The sequence below is a fragment of the Corynebacterium sp. 32222D000AT genome (assembly GCF_053546955.1).
On the sequence record NZ_JBPPVW010000029.1, the window covers coordinates 1 to 14,760 of the forward strand.

15 protein-coding genes and 1 CRISPR repeat array are annotated in these 14,760 nt (G+C 65.3%); of the genes, 10 read left to right on the top strand and 5 right to left on the bottom strand.

Annotated elements, in window-relative coordinates; translation table 11 throughout:
• Positions 1 to 41: 41 nt before the first annotated feature.
• A CRISPR array of direct repeats spans positions 42 to 397; the repeat unit is 36 nt; unit sequence GAAGTCTATCAGGGCTTTTGAGAACTGAACCCCAGC.
• Positions 398 to 665: 268 nt separating this feature from the next.
• A complete protein-coding gene (locus tag ACEE23_RS11115) occupies positions 666 to 1,634 on the top strand; it encodes a 1,4-dihydroxy-2-naphthoyl-CoA synthase (protein ID WP_368520846.1) in 969 nt (322 codons plus the stop codon).
• Between the two features lie 3 nt (positions 1,635 to 1,637).
• Here ACEE23_RS11115 and ACEE23_RS11120 read toward each other — a convergent pair whose 3' ends face one another.
• Entirely contained in the window at positions 1,638 to 2,471 is an 834-nt protein-coding gene (locus ACEE23_RS11120) for a 3-hydroxyacyl-CoA dehydrogenase family protein (protein ID WP_448871603.1), read from the bottom strand.
• A 172-nt stretch (positions 2,472 to 2,643) separates the two neighbouring features.
• Here ACEE23_RS11120 and ACEE23_RS11125 point away from each other — a divergent pair, with 172 nt between their 5' ends.
• From ACEE23_RS11125 to ACEE23_RS11135, 3 genes are all read left to right on the top strand, one after another.
• Positions 2,644 to 3,063, top strand: coding sequence for a DoxX family protein (locus ACEE23_RS11125; RefSeq protein WP_368520848.1), 420 nt, complete (start codon positions 2,644 to 2,646; stop codon positions 3,061 to 3,063).
• An 11-nt stretch (positions 3,064 to 3,074) separates the two neighbouring features.
• Complete coding sequence (menE, locus tag ACEE23_RS11130; protein WP_368520849.1) at positions 3,075 to 4,226, top strand: o-succinylbenzoate--CoA ligase; 1,152 nt, start codon at positions 3,075 to 3,077, stop codon at positions 4,224 to 4,226.
• Positions 4,227 to 4,331: 105 nt separating this feature from the next.
• The gene (locus ACEE23_RS11135) at positions 4,332 to 5,600 is read left to right on the top strand and encodes a DUF418 domain-containing protein (protein WP_368520850.1); all 1,269 of its coding nucleotides are present in this window, start codon (positions 4,332 to 4,334) and stop codon (positions 5,598 to 5,600) included.
• Between the two features lie 33 nt (positions 5,601 to 5,633).
• On the opposite strand, the gene ACEE23_RS11140 is transcribed toward ACEE23_RS11135, so the two are convergent.
• Positions 5,634 to 6,569, bottom strand: coding sequence for an aldo/keto reductase (locus tag ACEE23_RS11140; RefSeq protein ID WP_368520851.1), 936 nt, complete (start codon positions 6,567 to 6,569; stop codon positions 5,634 to 5,636).
• A gap of 11 nt (positions 6,570 to 6,580) precedes the next feature.
• Positions 6,581 to 7,267: a metal-dependent transcriptional regulator gene (locus tag ACEE23_RS11145; RefSeq protein WP_368520852.1), complete on the bottom strand. Its 687-nt coding sequence runs from the start codon at positions 7,265 to 7,267 to the stop codon at positions 6,581 to 6,583.
• A 119-nt stretch (positions 7,268 to 7,386) separates the two neighbouring features.
• On the opposite strand from ACEE23_RS11145, the gene ACEE23_RS11150 reads away from it, so the two are divergent.
• From ACEE23_RS11150 to ACEE23_RS11165, 4 genes are read left to right on the top strand one after another with little or no spacing between them, the layout of a single operon-like run.
• The gene (locus ACEE23_RS11150) at positions 7,387 to 8,337 is read left to right on the top strand and encodes a metal ABC transporter substrate-binding protein (RefSeq protein ID WP_368520853.1); all 951 of its coding nucleotides are present in this window, start codon (positions 7,387 to 7,389) and stop codon (positions 8,335 to 8,337) included.
• A gap of 1 nt (position 8,338) precedes the next feature.
• Positions 8,339 to 9,106, top strand: a complete 768-nt coding sequence (locus ACEE23_RS11155; protein ID WP_368520854.1) for a metal ABC transporter ATP-binding protein — start codon at positions 8,339 to 8,341, stop codon at positions 9,104 to 9,106.
• The gene (locus ACEE23_RS11160) at positions 9,103 to 9,975 is read left to right on the top strand and encodes a metal ABC transporter permease (protein ID WP_368520855.1); all 873 of its coding nucleotides are present in this window, start codon (positions 9,103 to 9,105) and stop codon (positions 9,973 to 9,975) included. The genes ACEE23_RS11155 and ACEE23_RS11160 overlap by 4 nt, the downstream gene beginning before the upstream one ends.
• Positions 9,972 to 10,808, top strand: coding sequence for a metal ABC transporter permease (locus ACEE23_RS11165; RefSeq protein WP_296202307.1), 837 nt, complete (start codon positions 9,972 to 9,974; stop codon positions 10,806 to 10,808). The genes ACEE23_RS11160 and ACEE23_RS11165 overlap by 4 nt, the downstream gene beginning before the upstream one ends.
• Before the next feature lie 116 nt (positions 10,809 to 10,924).
• Here the strand turns inward: ACEE23_RS11165 and ACEE23_RS11170 are convergent, their stop codons facing one another.
• Entirely contained in the window at positions 10,925 to 12,361 is a 1,437-nt protein-coding gene (locus ACEE23_RS11170; RefSeq protein WP_368520856.1) for an ATP-binding protein, read from the bottom strand.
• 198 nt (positions 12,362 to 12,559) lie between these two features.
• Here ACEE23_RS11170 and ACEE23_RS11175 point away from each other — a divergent pair, with 198 nt between their 5' ends.
• On the top strand, positions 12,560 to 13,456 hold the full coding sequence (locus ACEE23_RS11175) for a 1,4-dihydroxy-2-naphthoate polyprenyltransferase (RefSeq protein WP_368520857.1): 897 nt from the start codon (positions 12,560 to 12,562) through the stop codon (positions 13,454 to 13,456).
• Between the two features lie 34 nt (positions 13,457 to 13,490).
• On the top strand, positions 13,491 to 14,390 hold the full coding sequence (locus ACEE23_RS11180) for an AEC family transporter (RefSeq protein WP_448871608.1): 900 nt from the start codon (positions 13,491 to 13,493) through the stop codon (positions 14,388 to 14,390).
• Here the strand turns inward: ACEE23_RS11180 and ACEE23_RS11185 are convergent.
• Positions 14,387 to 14,641, bottom strand: coding sequence for a DUF4229 domain-containing protein (locus ACEE23_RS11185; protein WP_368520897.1), 255 nt, complete (start codon positions 14,639 to 14,641; stop codon positions 14,387 to 14,389). The two genes, ACEE23_RS11180 and ACEE23_RS11185, sit on opposite strands and share 4 nt — an antisense overlap.
• Positions 14,642 to 14,760: the final 119 nt, after the last annotated feature.

Sequence of the window (14,760 nt, forward strand, 5' to 3'; positions counted from 1 at the left end):
ACTGAACCCCAGCTACCAATTAACCGTGCCCGCGGTGTGACGAAGTCTATCAGGGCTTTTGAGAACTGAACCCCAGCGGACGCGTGTGCCGTCTTTGGCAAGGAAGAAGTCTATCAGGGCTTTTGAGAACTGAACCCCAGCACAAATGGAACTGGATGTCCGAGCGTCTGAAGTCTATCAGGGCTTTTGAGAACTGAACCCCAGCCAGGACGACGAGCAATAGCGCGGCCTGCGAAGTCTATCAGGGCTTTTGAGAACTGAACCCCAGCTGAAGGCACGGGTGCCGGTCATGACCTGGAAGTCTATCAGGGCTTTTGAGAACTGAACCCCAGCACTGATGAGCTAGGGGAGACCCTGGCCGGAAGTCTATCAGGGCTTTTGAGAACTGAACCCCAGCGTTTGGGGCTTCTAGAAATAGAAGATGACCCCCAAGATTCCTTGAGGGCCAGAGCCTATTTGCCTTGCGGCTTGATATCGATTAGTTTACCCGGCCTTTAGTTTACCCGGCCTTCCGAAAAAGTCAACCGCGACACTCAAACCTTCCGGATTCACTTTCAGGTTAATTGCCTGCTCGGCTTCAGCCCTTCTACCCTTCTGTCGTTGCGTCGGGTTTAGAGCGGTGCCCGCACGCCTTTTGTCCGTCGGGATTGACTACAGTCGAGACCATGACTGAGCAAAGGAAATACAGCACGGACAACCCGTTCAAGGCGGAGATGTGGGCGCCGGTTGCCGGCTTCGAGGACTTGACGGATGTGACCTACCACCGGCTGCGCGGGGAGAGCCGGGCGGATGGGATTGTGCGCGTGGCGATTGACCGGCCGGAGGTGCGCAACGCTTTCCGGCCGCACACGGTGGATGAGCTGTACCGGGTGCTGGACCACGCGCGGCGCACGCCTGATGTGGGCACGGTGCTGCTGACCGGTAACGGGCCCAGCCAGAAGGACGGCGGCTGGGCGTTTTGCTCCGGCGGCGACCAGCGTATTCGTGGTCGCTCCGGGTACCGCTACGCCACGGAGCACGCGCACGATGACGCCACGGCGGACGAGTCCACGGTGGATACCGCGCGCGAGAAGGTCGAGGGCGGGCGCCTGCACATCCTGGAGGTCCAGCGCCTGATTCGGACCATGCCGAAGGTGGTTATCGCCGTGGTCAACGGCTGGGCGGCCGGCGGCGGGCACTCGCTGCACGTGGTCTGCGATATGACGGTCGCCAGCCGCCAGGAGGCGCGCTTCAAGCAGACCGACGCGGACGTCGGATCCTTTGACGCCGGCTTTGGTTCCGCCTACCTGGCCAAGATGGTGGGCCAGAAGTACGCGCGCGAGATCTTCTTCCTGGGCCGGACCTACGACGCCCAGCGGATGTACGAGATGGGCGCGGTCAACGAGGTCGCCGATCACGGCGAGCTCGAGGACACGGCTATCCAAATGGGCCGCGAAATCAACATGAAGTCCCCCACCGCGCAGCGCATGCTGAAGTTCGCGTTTAACTTGACCGATGACGGCCTGATGGGCCAGCAGGTCTTCGCCGGGGAGGCGACCCGCTTGGCCTACATGACCGATGAGGCGGTCGAGGGCAAGGAGGCTTTCCTCGAAAAGCGCGAGCCCAACTGGGACGACTTCCCCTATTACTACTAGCCGCTACTTCTGCGGCTGGCCGTTTTCCCAGCGGTAGAAGCCCTCGCCGGACTTCAGGCCGAGCTTGCCGTCGTCGACCATCTTGTCCAGCAGCTCCAGCGGGACGTCGGGGGTCCAGGGCAGCTCGTCGTCGTAGTGGCGCTCGATGTTGCGCACCGTGTCCAGGCCGACGCGGTCCATCATCTCCACCGGGCCGACGGTGCCCTGGGTCAGTTCCTTGAAGGCGGCATCGATAGCCTCCGGATCGGAGACGCCCTCGCCCAGGACGGTGAGGACCTCACGCTTGATGGCGGCCCAGACGCGGTTGATGGCAAAGCCGGTGGATTCCTTGTACACCGGCACGACCTGCAGGCCGTAGGTGGCCATGTGCTCCAGCATGAAGTCGAAGAGCTCCTGGTCGGTCTGGCCGGAGCCCATGATCTCGATGAAGTTCTGCACCGGCGGCATGGCGAAGTGCAGGTTCAAAAAGCGGGTCGGATCCTTGACGTGGTCGACGAAGGTGCTCGACGCGTAGGACGAGGAGTTGGTAGCCAACACGGCATCGTCGTCGAGGGCGTCCTTAAGACCCTCGTAGGTGTCGTTCTTGATATCGACGACCTCGGGGACGGCCTCGATGACCAGCCAGGCGCCACGGGCGGCCTCGTTGTTGTCGTTGAAGTACTTGACCTCGCCGGCGGAAAAGCCGCCGCCCTTGGTCTCGTTGAAGTTGGCCACGTGCTCTTCCAGGTTGGCGTCGATATAGGCCTTGGCCCTATCGAGGGCCTCCGGGGAGACGGGGTCGGGCAAGTGCACTACTCCGCCGCGGACGGAAAGCATCAAAGAGGTGCGCTGGCCCAAACGCCAGCGCCGATGACTACAACGGGACGGTTGTCAGCATTCTTCGGAAGTGCCAAAAGCCCAACCGTACGCTTAATAAATTCTGATGTGTCTGCGATAATTTTTGCGGACTTTTCAACAAGTTTTCTCTCTGGAATGGACAGCACATTAGTTAAAATGTAAAGTGTTGGCCATGAGAATCAGCAGCTCTATTACCCTCCTTGTTTCCCGTATTGCCCTCGGCATTATCCTCATGGGCCACGGCTGGCAGAAGTTCAGCGAGTGGGGAATTGCCGGAACCACCGACTCCTTCGACGCCATGGGCGTGCCGGCCGCCAGCCTGGCCGCCGTCGTGGCAGCCGTCATCGAATTCGTGGGCGGCATCCTCATCATCGCCGGCCTGTTCACCCGCTGGGTCAGCGGCCTAGTCGTCCTGCAGATGATCGGCGCCGGCGTCTTCGCCAACCACTTCTCCTCCGGCCTGTTCATCGACGGTGGCGGCTGGGAGCTCGTCGGCGCAATCGCCGCGGCCGCCCTCACCTTCGTCGCCGTTGGCGCCGGCCAGATTTCCCTGGACCGCATCTTCTTCGGCAAACGCGCCGCCCGCGGCTAAACTATGTGACCGTGACTCATCTCCTCGCCCCGCTAGCCGTCCACCCCGACCGGCCCGCCGCCATCCTCCCCGACCTGGAGGCGGCGATAGCGGGGCATAAGTCTTTTCTGCCCGTGCCCGCCACGGACCGCGCCAAGACCACCGTGCTGACCAATTCCCAGCGCTGCGGCCAGCCCATCGACGCCGACATCGCCCTGGTGGTACCCACCTCCGGGTCCACGGGCACCCCGAAGGGCGCGCAGCTAACCGCGGTCAACCTGGTCGCCAGCGCGGACGCCACCCACCAGCGCCTGGGCGGGCCCGGCCAGTGGCTGCTGGCGATGCCCGCCCACCACATCGCCGGCCTCCAAGTCTTGGTCCGATCGCTCGTCGCCGGCGTGGATCCCTGGTGCCTGGATCTGACGGAAGGCTTCAACGTGGACGCCTTCGCCCACGCCGCCGCAGAACTTAACCGCACCGGGGATCGCCTCTACACCGGCCTGACCCCCATGCAGCTGGGCAAGGCGCTAGACTCCCTGGCCGGCATCGAGGCGCTGCGCGCCTTCGACGCCATCCTGGTCGGCGGCGCGGCCCTGCACCCGCAGCTCGCCGAGTCCGCGGCCAAGCTGGACATCGCCGTCGTGACCACCTACGGCTCCTCCGAGACCGCCGGCGGCTGCGTCTACGACGGCCAGGCCCTGCCCGGCACCCAGGTCGCCGTGGACAACGGCCGCATCTACCTGGGCGGGCCCACCATCGCCCAGGGCTACCGCAACGTGCCGGATCACCCGGCCTTCGCCCGGCCCGGCTGGTTCGCCACCTCCGACGGCGGTCTCCTCCACGGCCAGGGCGAGACCGCCCGGCTGGAGGTCACCGGCCGCCTGGACAACATCATCGACTCGGGCGGGCTGAAGCTGCACCCCGAGGTGCTCGAGCGCGCCATCCAGTCCGTGCCCGGCGTCAACGACGTCTGCGTGGTCGGTGTCCCCCACCCGCGGCTGGGCCAGGCCATCGTGGCCGCCTACACCGGCTGGGCCTCCCGCGGGGACATCATCGACGCGCTCGAGGAAACCGATACCCCACGCTGGCAGCTGCCCAAGGATCTGCGCCGGATGGACGAGCTTCCCACCACCGGCCCGGGCAAGGTCAACCGCCAAGCAATCATCCAGCTTTTCCAGGGCTAGTTAGCGGCATCTTCGGGGCCAGCGCGCATGCTAGCCCCAGTAACTTTCCACCCGTCGCGTTTAGAGTTTCTGCTCAGTCAATTCGAAGCAGAAAGAAGGCTCTACATGAATAAAGGACACGGGGCGTTGCCGGCGTCTCGCATTGTGGCTCTGGACGTCCTGCGCGGCGTCGCCATCCTGGGCACCTTGCTCACCAATATCTGGATCTTCGCCAACCTGGCGCGGGACTTCGACACCGTGCTCTCCACCTCCACCATGGCGCAGGAGGTCACGAATTGGTTCACCGGCACCGCCACCGGACCGAAAGACGAGCTGCTCGTCGACTTCCTCCTCTACCTGGTCAGCGACGGCAAATTCCTCGGCCTGCTGACCATCATGTTCGGCATCGGCATGGAGATCCAGCGCCAGTCCGCGCTGCGCCGCGGCCTCCCCTGGCCCGGCGGCTACCGCTGGCGGGCGGGCCTTCTGGTCCTCGAAGGCCTGCTGCACTACATCTTCATCTTCTCCTACGACGTGCTCATGGGCTACGGCCTCATCGCGCTGGTCGTAGCCGGGCTGCTCGCCCGCAGCGAGAAGGTCCAGAACTGGGCCATCGGCCTCTCGCTGAGCGTCCACCTGGTGGTCCTGGGACTTATCACCGTGAGCAACTGGCAGGGCAAGCACGCGGCCCAAATGGATCTCAACGCGATGGGCGATGACGCAAACATCTGGGAGGAGCTCTTCCCCGACACCTCGCACTACTGGCCGATGGTCCAGGACCGCCTCGCGGGCTTCTGGAGCGGGCGCTACGAGGTAGCCATCATGTTTGCCATGGGCATTGCCCTCTTCCTCATCGGCGCGCGCCTCTACCGCGCCGGCCTCTTCCTCCCCGCGCAATCTCGCCTGCGCCGCCGGGTGCTCCTGCTCGCCTTCGGCGTCGGCCTACCCCTGGACTGGGCCCTGCGCGCCTTTGCCACCATGGACGCCAGCGCGATTACCCGCTACCTGACCTCCTCGTTCGCGGCCTTCGGGATCCTGGCCGCCGTGGCGGAGTTCTACGTGCGCAAGAACAACCACGCCGGCGTTATCGGCCGCTGCCTCCAAGCCGTCGGCCGGATGGCCCTGAGCTGCTATATCCTGCAGAACATCCTGGCGTCCCTGATCTTCTATGACTTCGGCCTGGGGATGACCCAGCGCATCTCCGGGCGGGGGCAGACCTGGTGGGTGCTGGGCATCTACCTGGGCATCTGCGCCTTCCTGGTGGTCTTTAGCCGCCTGTGGCTGTCCAAGTTCTCCCGCGGGCCAATCGAGCTGGTCTTGGCCGCCGCGCTGCGGCGCCTCAGCCCGCCCAAGGCGACGCCCGTCCCAGTCCGCGAGCCGGCCGTCGCCGGCTAGGCCGATAGCGCCGGCTAGGGCTGTGCCGCCGGCCTAGTTTTCCAGGCCAGCATCCATAAACGACAGGTGCTTGTCCGTGTAGCGCGCGCCGGCCACGGGGTGGGCGGCCACGGCGGCATCGACGGCCTCGACCTGGGCCGGGTCCAGCGGCTGTGCCGCGGCGTTGGCGCGGATGCGCTCCAGGTTGGTGCTGCCGGCCACCGGGTAGATATCCGTGCCCTGGGCCAGCAGCCAGCCCAGCGCGAGCTGCGCCGGGGTCATCCCCCACTCCTCGGCCAGCGCGAAGAGGGCCTGAGCCAGCTGCCTATTCGCCGCGAAGTTCTCCGCGTGCAGGCGCGGCGACGAGGAGTCATCGTTCGGCTGGGCCGAGCCGGCCAAAAAGCCCTTGCCCAGCGGGGAATAGGCCATGAAATCCAGGCCCAGCTCGCGGGCGACCGGCAGGACGGTGGCCTCCGGGCCACGGGTCCACAGGGAATATTCGTGCTGGATAACGCTGAGCGGGCATTCCGCATGCGCGCGACGGATGGTATCCGGGGCGGCCTCGCACAGGCCGAAACGGGCGACCTTGCCCTCCTGGATGAGCTCGCCGACAGTACCCGCAAACTCCTCGATGGGCACCTGCGGGTCCACGCGGTGCTGGAGGTAGACGTCCAATTGGTCCCTCCCTAGGCGCCGCAGCGAGCCCTCAGCGCTGGCCCGGATAACCTCCGGGCGGGAGTTGAGCCGGCCGGTCGGGGTGCCGCCTTCTATCTCCCAGCCGAATTTGGTGACCACGGTGCCGCGACCGCCCAGGGCCTCGCCCAGCAGTTCCTCGCCGGTAAACGGGCCCTGGATCTCCGAGGTGTCAAAGGTATCCACCCCGGCCTCCAGCGCGCCGCGCAGGACGTCGACCATCTCCGCTCGGCGCGGGGAATCCGGGTAGGAGTGCGGGGTCATGGAGGTACAGCCTAAAACTACGCGGGAAGTCATACCTGCCCAGTCTAGCCGTCGTTACCTGCCGGCCGGACGACCATTTCCTGGGCCACGCCCTCGGCCACGGTGAAGGTGGCCCCAGCGGAGGTTGCCACCTCTAACAGCCCGGCCATGGGGGCGGCGACCACGCGCAAGGCCGATCCCGGGTGCACGGAAAAGCGGTCGAGGTAGCGCAGCAGCTCCGGGTCGGAGTCGTTGACCTGCTCGAGGAGCACCTCTGCCCCGGGTTCTGCCTGGGCGAGGCGTTGCGGCGACAGCGGCTCCGAACTGCCGTCCGCGCGCGGGATGGGATCGCCGTGCGGGTCGCGGACCGGGTGCCCCAGGTGGGCATCGATAGCGTCGACGAAGCGATCGGAGGTGGCGTGTTCCAGGGCGTCCGCTTCGGCGTGGACCTCGTCCCAGCTATAGCCGAGGGTGCACACCAGGAAGGTCTCTAGCAGGCGGTGGCGCCGCGCCATCACCACGGCCAGCTCGCGGCCGGTCGGGGTCAGACCCACGCCGAAGTAGCGCTCGTGGACCACGAGCTCCTGCTTAGCCAGGCGCTTGACCGCCTCGGAGGCCGTGGGCAGCTTCTGCTGCAGCGCGGTGGCGAGCTCACCTAGCGCCATGGGGGTGCCCTCGCCGTGGCGTTCCTCATAGTCCCACAGGACCTTCAGGTAGTCCTGCGTGCGTTCGGGCAGATCGCTGACATGCATGGGGGCTATTTTAGCTAGCTCGTTGCAGAGCGCGGGGTTCACTGTGTACGGTCTTAGTTATTCAACGCATTGAACTTCGACATTCATTTCCATATTCTTGAAAGGAGGTGGCACCCACGGTGAAACGTCGCACTTCCCTGGCCGCTACGGCCCTGACGTTGGCTACCCTGACTGCCACCCTGACCGCCTGCTCGTCCGACTCCGCGGAATCCACCGGATCGGCGGGCAGCGCGGGCACACCCCTGACCGTCTTCGCCACCACCGGCTACCTAGCCGACGCCGTACACAACATCGCCCCGGACGCCGAGGTCACCACCATGGTCGGCCCGGGCGGCGACCCGCACACCTACCAGCCCACCACCCAGGACATGGAGGCCATGCGCGACGCCGACCTGGTCCTGTGGAACGGCCTGCACCTCGAGGCCCAGATGATCGACCAGCTCGAGTCCCTGGGCGACAAACAGCTGGGCGTCGGCGAGAAGCTCGACAAGCGCGACCTGTTGCCCTGGCCGGAACAGGGCCCGGAGGGCGAAAAACTCTACGACCCGCACATCTGGAACAGCCCGCAGCTGTGGTCCCAAGTGGTCGACGAAATCGGCGACAAGCTCGGCGAGATCGATGCGGACAACGCCGCGGATTACGAAAAGGCCGCCGACTCTTACGAAGAAAAGATCGCCGACGCCCACTCGAAGGCCGAAAAGGCGCTAGAAGGCGCCGACCCGCGCGTGCTGATCACCGGCCACGACGCCTTCAACTACTTCGGCAAGACCTTCAACTTCGAGGTCCACGCCACGGACTTCGTCACCACCGAGGCCGCGCTGTCGCCGACGCAGATCTCCGAGCTGGCCGACACCATCGCCAAGGAGAAGGTGCCGGTCATCTTCCAGGACAACCAGGCCAATCCGCAGGCCATTACCTCCCTGAAGGAGGCGGTCCACTCCCGCGGCTGGGACGTTCACGTCTCCGACCAGGAGCTTTTCGCCGATACCCTGGGCCCGACCGCGCCGACGGATACCTACCTGGGCGCCTTCCAGCACAACGCCGAGGCCGTTGCGGAGGCGCTGTCCTAGAATGTCCACGCTTCACCAGGTGCCACGGGCACGCAGCAACGGCGATTGCGAGCGGGCGATGCTCCGCGTCAGCCACCTGACCGCCGGCTACGGCAGGCACGCAATTCTTAAAGACGCCTCCTTCGCGCTGCGCCGCGGGGCGATTACGGGGCTGGTCGGCGCCAACGGCGCGGGCAAGTCCACGCTGGTCAAGACCCTCACCGGGCTGATCAAGCCGCTGGCGGCGGAGGAGCTGTCCTTCGACGGGCAGTCCCTCGACCGCTTCCGCCAACGGCTGGGCTATATGCCCCAGCACACGGACGTCGACTGGCAGTTCCCCGCCACCGTGGCTGATGTCGTGCGCATGGGCCGGCTGCCGCGCTTGCGCTGGTGGCAGTGGCCCAGCCGCGCGGACCGCGCGGCCGTGACGAAGGCCCTGCACGAAACCGGGATGGATAGTCATGCGCGCATGCCCATCGGGCAGCTGTCCGGCGGGCAGCGCCAGCGCACGCTTCTGGCGCGCACCCTGGTGAATGAACCCGACCTGCTCATCCTGGACGAGCCCTTCGCCGGCGTGGACGCCGCCAGCCAGGACGCCATCATGGCCATCATCCGCGCCCGGCGCGACGACGGCGCCGCGGTCCTGCTGGTCCACCACAACCTCGCGGAGGTCACCCACTACTGCGACGACGTGGTAGCCCTCGGCCACGGCCGCGTGCTGGCCACCGGGCCGGTGGCTGAGGCTCTGCAGGATTCCGTGGTCAATGAGATGTTCGGGTTGCCTGCATGAACCCGCTCGATCTCTTAGACAACTACACCTACACGCAGGCCCTCGTTGGCACCGTGGGCCTGGGCGTGTGCGCCGGGGCGCTGGGGCCGCTGATTTACCTGCGGCGCCAGTCGCTGCTGGCGGATGCGATCTCGCACTCCGCCCTGCCCGGCCTGCTCGTCGCCTTCCTCGCCGCCACCATGCTGGGGCTAAACGGCCGTAACCCGCTGGCGCTCGTCGTCGGCTCGGTGCTTTCCGGGGTGCTCGCCGTGGCGATCATCAACGCCCTGGTACGCCACACCCCGCTGCGCCCGGACGCGGCCATGGCGGCCACCTTAACCACATTCTTCTCACTCGGCATGCTGTTGATGCAGTACATTTCCCGCCACCCCCTGCCCGGCAAGGCCGGCATCCAGGACTACCTGCTGGGGAATGCCTCCACCCTCACGCGCGCCGATGTGAGCCTCATACTCGTCATTGGCGTCGGCACATTGTTGATTCTTTCTTGGGTACACGATAAACAGTCTGCCGTCGTCTTTGACGTCTCCTTTGCACAGGTGGCCGGCCTGGCTGTCCGGGTGCTGGACTGGTTAAGCTTCCTCGCGCTCACGGTGGTCACGGTCTCCGGGGTCAAGGTCTCCGGCGTGGTGTTGATGGTGGCCGTGGTCATCGCCCCGGCTGCCGCCGCCCGGCAGTGGACCACCCGCCTGCTCCCCTTCATTGCCCTGTCTGCCGCCTTCGGCGGGCTGGCCGCCGCGGTCGGGTGCTATATCTCCATTGCCTACGGACCGCTGCCCACCGGCCCGGTCATCGTCCTCGTCCAGGCCGCCCTCGTGGCCGTATCCTTCGCCCGCACAGGCTTAAGCCGCCGCCAGGAGGTGCGCGCATGAGTCTCGCTTTTTCCGCCTGTTTGCTGGCCATCCTCACTTCGCTGGCCTGCGCTATCCCCGGCATTTTTGTCGTGCTGAAGGGCGAGTCCATGGTCATCGACGGCATCGGCCACGCGGTCCTGCCCGGCATCGCCGTGGGCTACCTGTTCACCGCGGATATCGGCTCACCCTGGCTCCTGCTGACCGCCGCGCTCGGCGGGCTGGCCGTCGCCCTGCTCACCGAGTGGCTCGGCCGCGCCAAGCTAGTCACCGGCGATGCCTCCTTGGGCCTGGTATTCCCCGCCCTCTTTGCCTTCGGCACCATCCTGATTTCGACCAAGATGTCCCACGTCCACTTGGACGTGCACACCGTGCTGGTCGGTGATCTCAACCTGGCGGTTTTCGCCAACCCGAACTACCTCTGGGTCATGCTGACCGTGCTTATCATCAACGCCGCCTTTGTCGCCGTGGCTTTCCCGCGGCTGACGGCCAGCTCCTTCGATGCCGAGTTCTGCCGCATCCAGGCAATAGGCGGCCGCGGCCTGCACACCGCGTTCATGGCCCTGGTGGCGTTCAGCGCCACCGCGGCCTTCCACGCCGCCGGCGCCATGCTGGTCATCGCGCTCATGGTCTTCCCCGCCATCACCGCCCGGCTGCTGGCCCACCGCGTGCTGCCCATGCTGGGGCTCGCCTGCCTGGTAGCAACCGGCACGGCGATCGCCGGCTTCTGGGCCGCCTACCACCTCCAGGCTGCCACCTCCGCCGCCATGACCGTAGCCAACGCCGTGGTTTTCGCCGCCGCCCTCGGTGTCTATGCGTGGCGCAGCCGCCAGAACACCCGACGCCACATCTGAGCACAATAGAACATGGCTACTACACCAGCTTCCCACTCAACTTCCCACTTAACATAACACTGTGGGAAGTTAAGTGGGAAGCTGAGTGGGAAGTAGTAAACCCGGCTAATCTCCGACTAACGGCGCACAAGCCGATAACGTTGACGCGGGCTCCTCGTCGGCTCGGTCCGCTCCACCTTGCCTTCAGCAATTAATTCATTTAGCGCCTTCTGGACTGCAGTTCTACTCAACCCCGTAGCATGTACAGTCTCAGTCGTTGAAGCCGATACATAGCTTTCCAGGTGTGCGAGAACCTGATCACGGGCGGTCCCGTAGCTTTCAGTAGAGGCCACTCGCCGCCGGTGGAAGGTGATCGTAAAACTGTCGATTCGGTTGAGATAAGTCGGCGGGGGCATCAGCGCATCCGCTAGCGAACGTTGAATAGTGGGGATTCCTGTCCCCCGGTTTTCCGCCACAGCCCCGCCTCCCGGCAGTGGGATGTCTTCGAGGAAGGTAGTAATACGCTGATTTCTTGTGGAGCTAACTCCTGGTGCACCGAGCGTGCGCACCGATACCCCGCCGTAGAGACCACCTGGACTGGTAATTTCCAGCCGGTCGACGAACATATTGATCTGGACCGGCGCGCCCAGGCTGGCCGGCGAGTAGTCGCGGTGCATCAACGCGTTGACGAGTGCCTCTCGTACCGCAACAGGCGGATAGTCCGGGACATCGGTGCGGAAGACATCTCCAATTAGCGCCCCTGTACGCATGTTCCGCTCTACAGCCGCCACGCCTGCCTGAACAATTTCTGGAATACTTCCCGTGATGGTCTGGCTGTCGAGCAGCCGGTGGCCAGTGGCCACTTCTGCCTTGTCTGTACCAGGAAAAAGAGCAAAGGTGGCCGTCAGCCGGGGGTAGAACTCCTGCGGGTATTCGCCCATGACAAGCAGCGCAGCCAAAGTAGGATTGCTGCCCTTCGTAATGCGCAACCTCTTCAGCGCTAGATCACGCCCCTCAGCGAAGGTTTTAGGGCGGCGTTTCTCCTGCAAGGCAAGGAAACTGGACAACTGGGCATCACCCAGATCATCTACGCCTGCCTCGACAACGGCTTCTTCATCCCACTTTGGCTGCGCATGCTCTTCCACAAGACGATCGATTTCGTAGTTCGTCAAGCGTAAGTCACCGTCGCCAGTGCGCACATAACTCCCGCCGTATTTGCCTTGGTCCGTTACGTAACAAGGCTTATCGCGGCTAGGAAGGGCCTCGATCTTAGCGGCCAGGATTACCTCTCCCTCGAAGGGAATCAGATCGATTGTGGGGCGCACAGGTGGAGTTAGCTGCTGGCAGCGCTGTTCAAGCTGGTCTTGAGCTCTTCGCGCATCGAACCCCTCAATCGGCTGGAAGGCCAAGTCTTCAGTAAGTCCGACAAGCAATAGCCCGCCGTCGCCGTTAGAAAACGCGCTTAAAGACTCGCGGACGCTCTTACCCACGCCAGATTTAACTTCAACCGATTGCTCATCAGTGCCTATGAGGCGCAGATTCGCGACTAAAGTCGCCAGCTCGTTCTCGTTCATCCTATCCCGCTTCCGCCAGCTTCCCACTTAGCTTCCCATTTAACATAACACTGTGGGAAGTTAAGTGGGAAGTTAAGTGGGGAAGTTGACTTCGCCGGGTCGGAACTAGTGCTTTCGGGTGGGTAAGTTGGGATTCCGGCTGGCTCTGGGACGGCAGTTAGTTAAAGCGCTAACCGAGCGCGTGGCACAATGGGCTGTATGTCAGCTGCTGGAAAGAAGTACTCCGCCACCCGCGCGGATTGGATTGAAGGGGCCCGGCCGCACACCTGGGCCAACGCTTTCGCCCCGGTCGTCGCCGGCACCGGCGCGGCCGCCTCGCTGGGCCAGGCCCACCTCGGGCGGGCCCTGCTCGCGCTCATCGTGGCCTGGGCGCTCATCATCGGCGTCAACTTTGCCAACGACTATTCCGACGGCATTCGCGGCACTGACGATGACCGCTCCGGCCCGCAGCGGCTCACCGGCGGCGGGCTCGCCAAGCCCGCCCACGTCAAGTACGCCGCCTTCGGCTGCTTCGCCGTGGCCGGCATCGCCGGCATCATCCTGTCCCTGTGGGCGGGTGCCTGGTGGTTCATCCTCGTCGGCGCGCTGTGCATCGCCGGCGCATGGTTTTATACCGGCGGCAAGAACCCCTACGGCTACCGCGGACTCGGCGAGGTCGCCGTCTTCATCTTCTTCGGGCTGGTGGCCGTGCTGGGCACCGAGTTCACCCAGGCCGGCCGCATCTCCTGGACCGGCCTCGCGCTGGCCGTGGGCGTGGGCGCGATGAGCTCCGCGGTCAACCTGGCCAACAACATCCGCGATATCCCCTCGGACGCCGCCACCGGCAAGATCACCTTGGCCGTCACCCTGGACAACGAGCGCGCCCGCCTGCTGTTTACCGTGCTCCTGCTGTTGCCGGTGCTGCTGACCATCGGCATCGCCTTCGACTCCTGGCTGGCGCTGCTGGGCCTGGTCTACTTCCCGTTCGCGCTCGGCGCGGTGCGCACCGTCAACCGCGGCGCCCAGGGCCGGGAGCTCATCCCGATCCTCGGCATGGCCGGCCGGGCCATGCTCATCTGGGCCGTGGTCGTAGCCATCGCGCTGATCATCGTCTAGGCAGGATCCACCGACTGCAGGAAAGGTGCGCTAGATGCTAGGGGTTATCACCGGGTTCGCCATCATCCTGGCCGTCATCTTCGTCGGCTGGCTGCTCGCCGTGCGCGGGGTCATCGGCTCCGACCGCGAGCGCCTGATGTTCAACCGGGTGGCCTTCTACGCCGCGACGCCGGCTTTGCTCTTCCACTCCGTGGCGCGCTCGGATCCCGGGGTGGTCTTCTCCCCGGTCATCCTGGTAGTCATCGGGGCGACCGTCGTGGTCGCTGCCGTCTACGCGGCCCTGCACTTCCGCCAGTCCCTGCCGGATATCGCCTCCGGCGCGGCCGCGGCCAGCTACTTCAACTCCGTCAACATCGGCCTGCCGGTGAGCACCTACGTGCTGGGCGATTCCACGTATGCCATCCCCGTCGTCTTCATCCAGATGGTTCTGTTCACCCCGCTCATCCTGGGCGCGCTGGGCGGCAAGTCCCTGCTGGGTGGGATCAAGACCGGGCTGCTCTCCCCCATGGTGGTGGCCAGCTTCCTGGGCTTTATCGTGGCCTGGCACGGCTGGGAAATCCCGGCGCCCATCATGGAGCCCATCGGCCTGCTGGGCGGGGCGTCCATCCCCATGATCCTGATGAGCTTCGGCGCCTCCCTGAAGACCTCCGCGGTGCTTTCCGATCCCTCCGCGCGCCGCCCCACCGCGACGGCAACGCTGCTGAAACTGGTGGGCATGCCGCTGGCGGCCTTCGGCCTGGCGAGCATTTTCGGCCTGAGCGCCGACGCCACCTACGCCGCGGTTATCCTCTGCGCGCTGCCCACGGCCCAGCAGGTCTACAACTACGCGGCCACCTTCCAGCGCGGCCAGACCGTCGCCCGCGACGTGGTCTTCCTGACCACCTTCGCCGCGCTGCCGGTGATGCTGGTGGTAGCCTTCCTCTTCGGCCGCTAGTTACGGCCGGCCAGCTCGCGCTGGACCCAGGCCTTGTGGGCCTTGCGCTGGCGGGAGTACTCGGCCAGCGAATTCGTGGCCTCGAGCCGCCACTTGGTGAAGATGAGCATAGACAGCGGCAGCGCCAGGAACAGGGCCAACAGCGCGGAGAGGATCAGCGGCACCGGGGCGCCAATGAGCATGGCCAGGCCCTGGATGACCGCCGTCAGGACCAGGAAGAGAACCAGGCGGGCCAGGCCGTACTTGGCCATCGCCTTGCGCGAGGCAGAGCGCAGCTCCGGGTCGGGCTTGGGCGGCTCGTGCTCGCCCCGCTCCCCCGCGGCGGCAGTAGCCGCATCGGCAGCCTGCGCCGCACCCGCCTGGCCGGCCG

What these genes read in the sequence shown, in the direction of transcription:
- ACEE23_RS11170 (WP_368520856.1), bottom strand. Translation starts at nt 12,361, where the DNA reads ATGAACGAGAACGAGCTGGCGACTTTAGTCGCGAATCTGCGCCTCATA.
- ACEE23_RS11180 (WP_448871608.1), top strand. Translation starts at nt 13,491, where the DNA reads ATGCTAGGGGTTATCACCGGGTTCGCCATCATCCTGGCCGTCATCTTC.
- ACEE23_RS11125 (WP_368520848.1), top strand. Translation starts at nt 2,644, where the DNA reads ATGAGAATCAGCAGCTCTATTACCCTCCTTGTTTCCCGTATTGCCCTC.
- ACEE23_RS11165 (WP_296202307.1), top strand. Translation starts at nt 9,972, where the DNA reads ATGAGTCTCGCTTTTTCCGCCTGTTTGCTGGCCATCCTCACTTCGCTG.
- ACEE23_RS11155 (WP_368520854.1), top strand. Translation starts at nt 8,339, where the DNA reads ATGTCCACGCTTCACCAGGTGCCACGGGCACGCAGCAACGGCGATTGC.
- ACEE23_RS11140 (WP_368520851.1), bottom strand. Translation starts at nt 6,569, where the DNA reads ATGACTTCCCGCGTAGTTTTAGGCTGTACCTCCATGACCCCGCACTCC.
- ACEE23_RS11135 (WP_368520850.1), top strand. Translation starts at nt 4,332, where the DNA reads ATGAATAAAGGACACGGGGCGTTGCCGGCGTCTCGCATTGTGGCTCTG.
- ACEE23_RS11145 (WP_368520852.1), bottom strand. Translation starts at nt 7,267, where the DNA reads ATGCATGTCAGCGATCTGCCCGAACGCACGCAGGACTACCTGAAGGTC.
- ACEE23_RS11115 (WP_368520846.1), top strand. Translation starts at nt 666, where the DNA reads ATGACTGAGCAAAGGAAATACAGCACGGACAACCCGTTCAAGGCGGAG.
- ACEE23_RS11175 (WP_368520857.1), top strand. Translation starts at nt 12,560, where the DNA reads ATGTCAGCTGCTGGAAAGAAGTACTCCGCCACCCGCGCGGATTGGATT.
- ACEE23_RS11185 (WP_368520897.1), bottom strand. Translation starts at nt 14,641, where the DNA reads ATGGCCAAGTACGGCCTGGCCCGCCTGGTTCTCTTCCTGGTCCTGACG.
- ACEE23_RS11160 (WP_368520855.1), top strand. Translation starts at nt 9,103, where the DNA reads ATGAACCCGCTCGATCTCTTAGACAACTACACCTACACGCAGGCCCTC.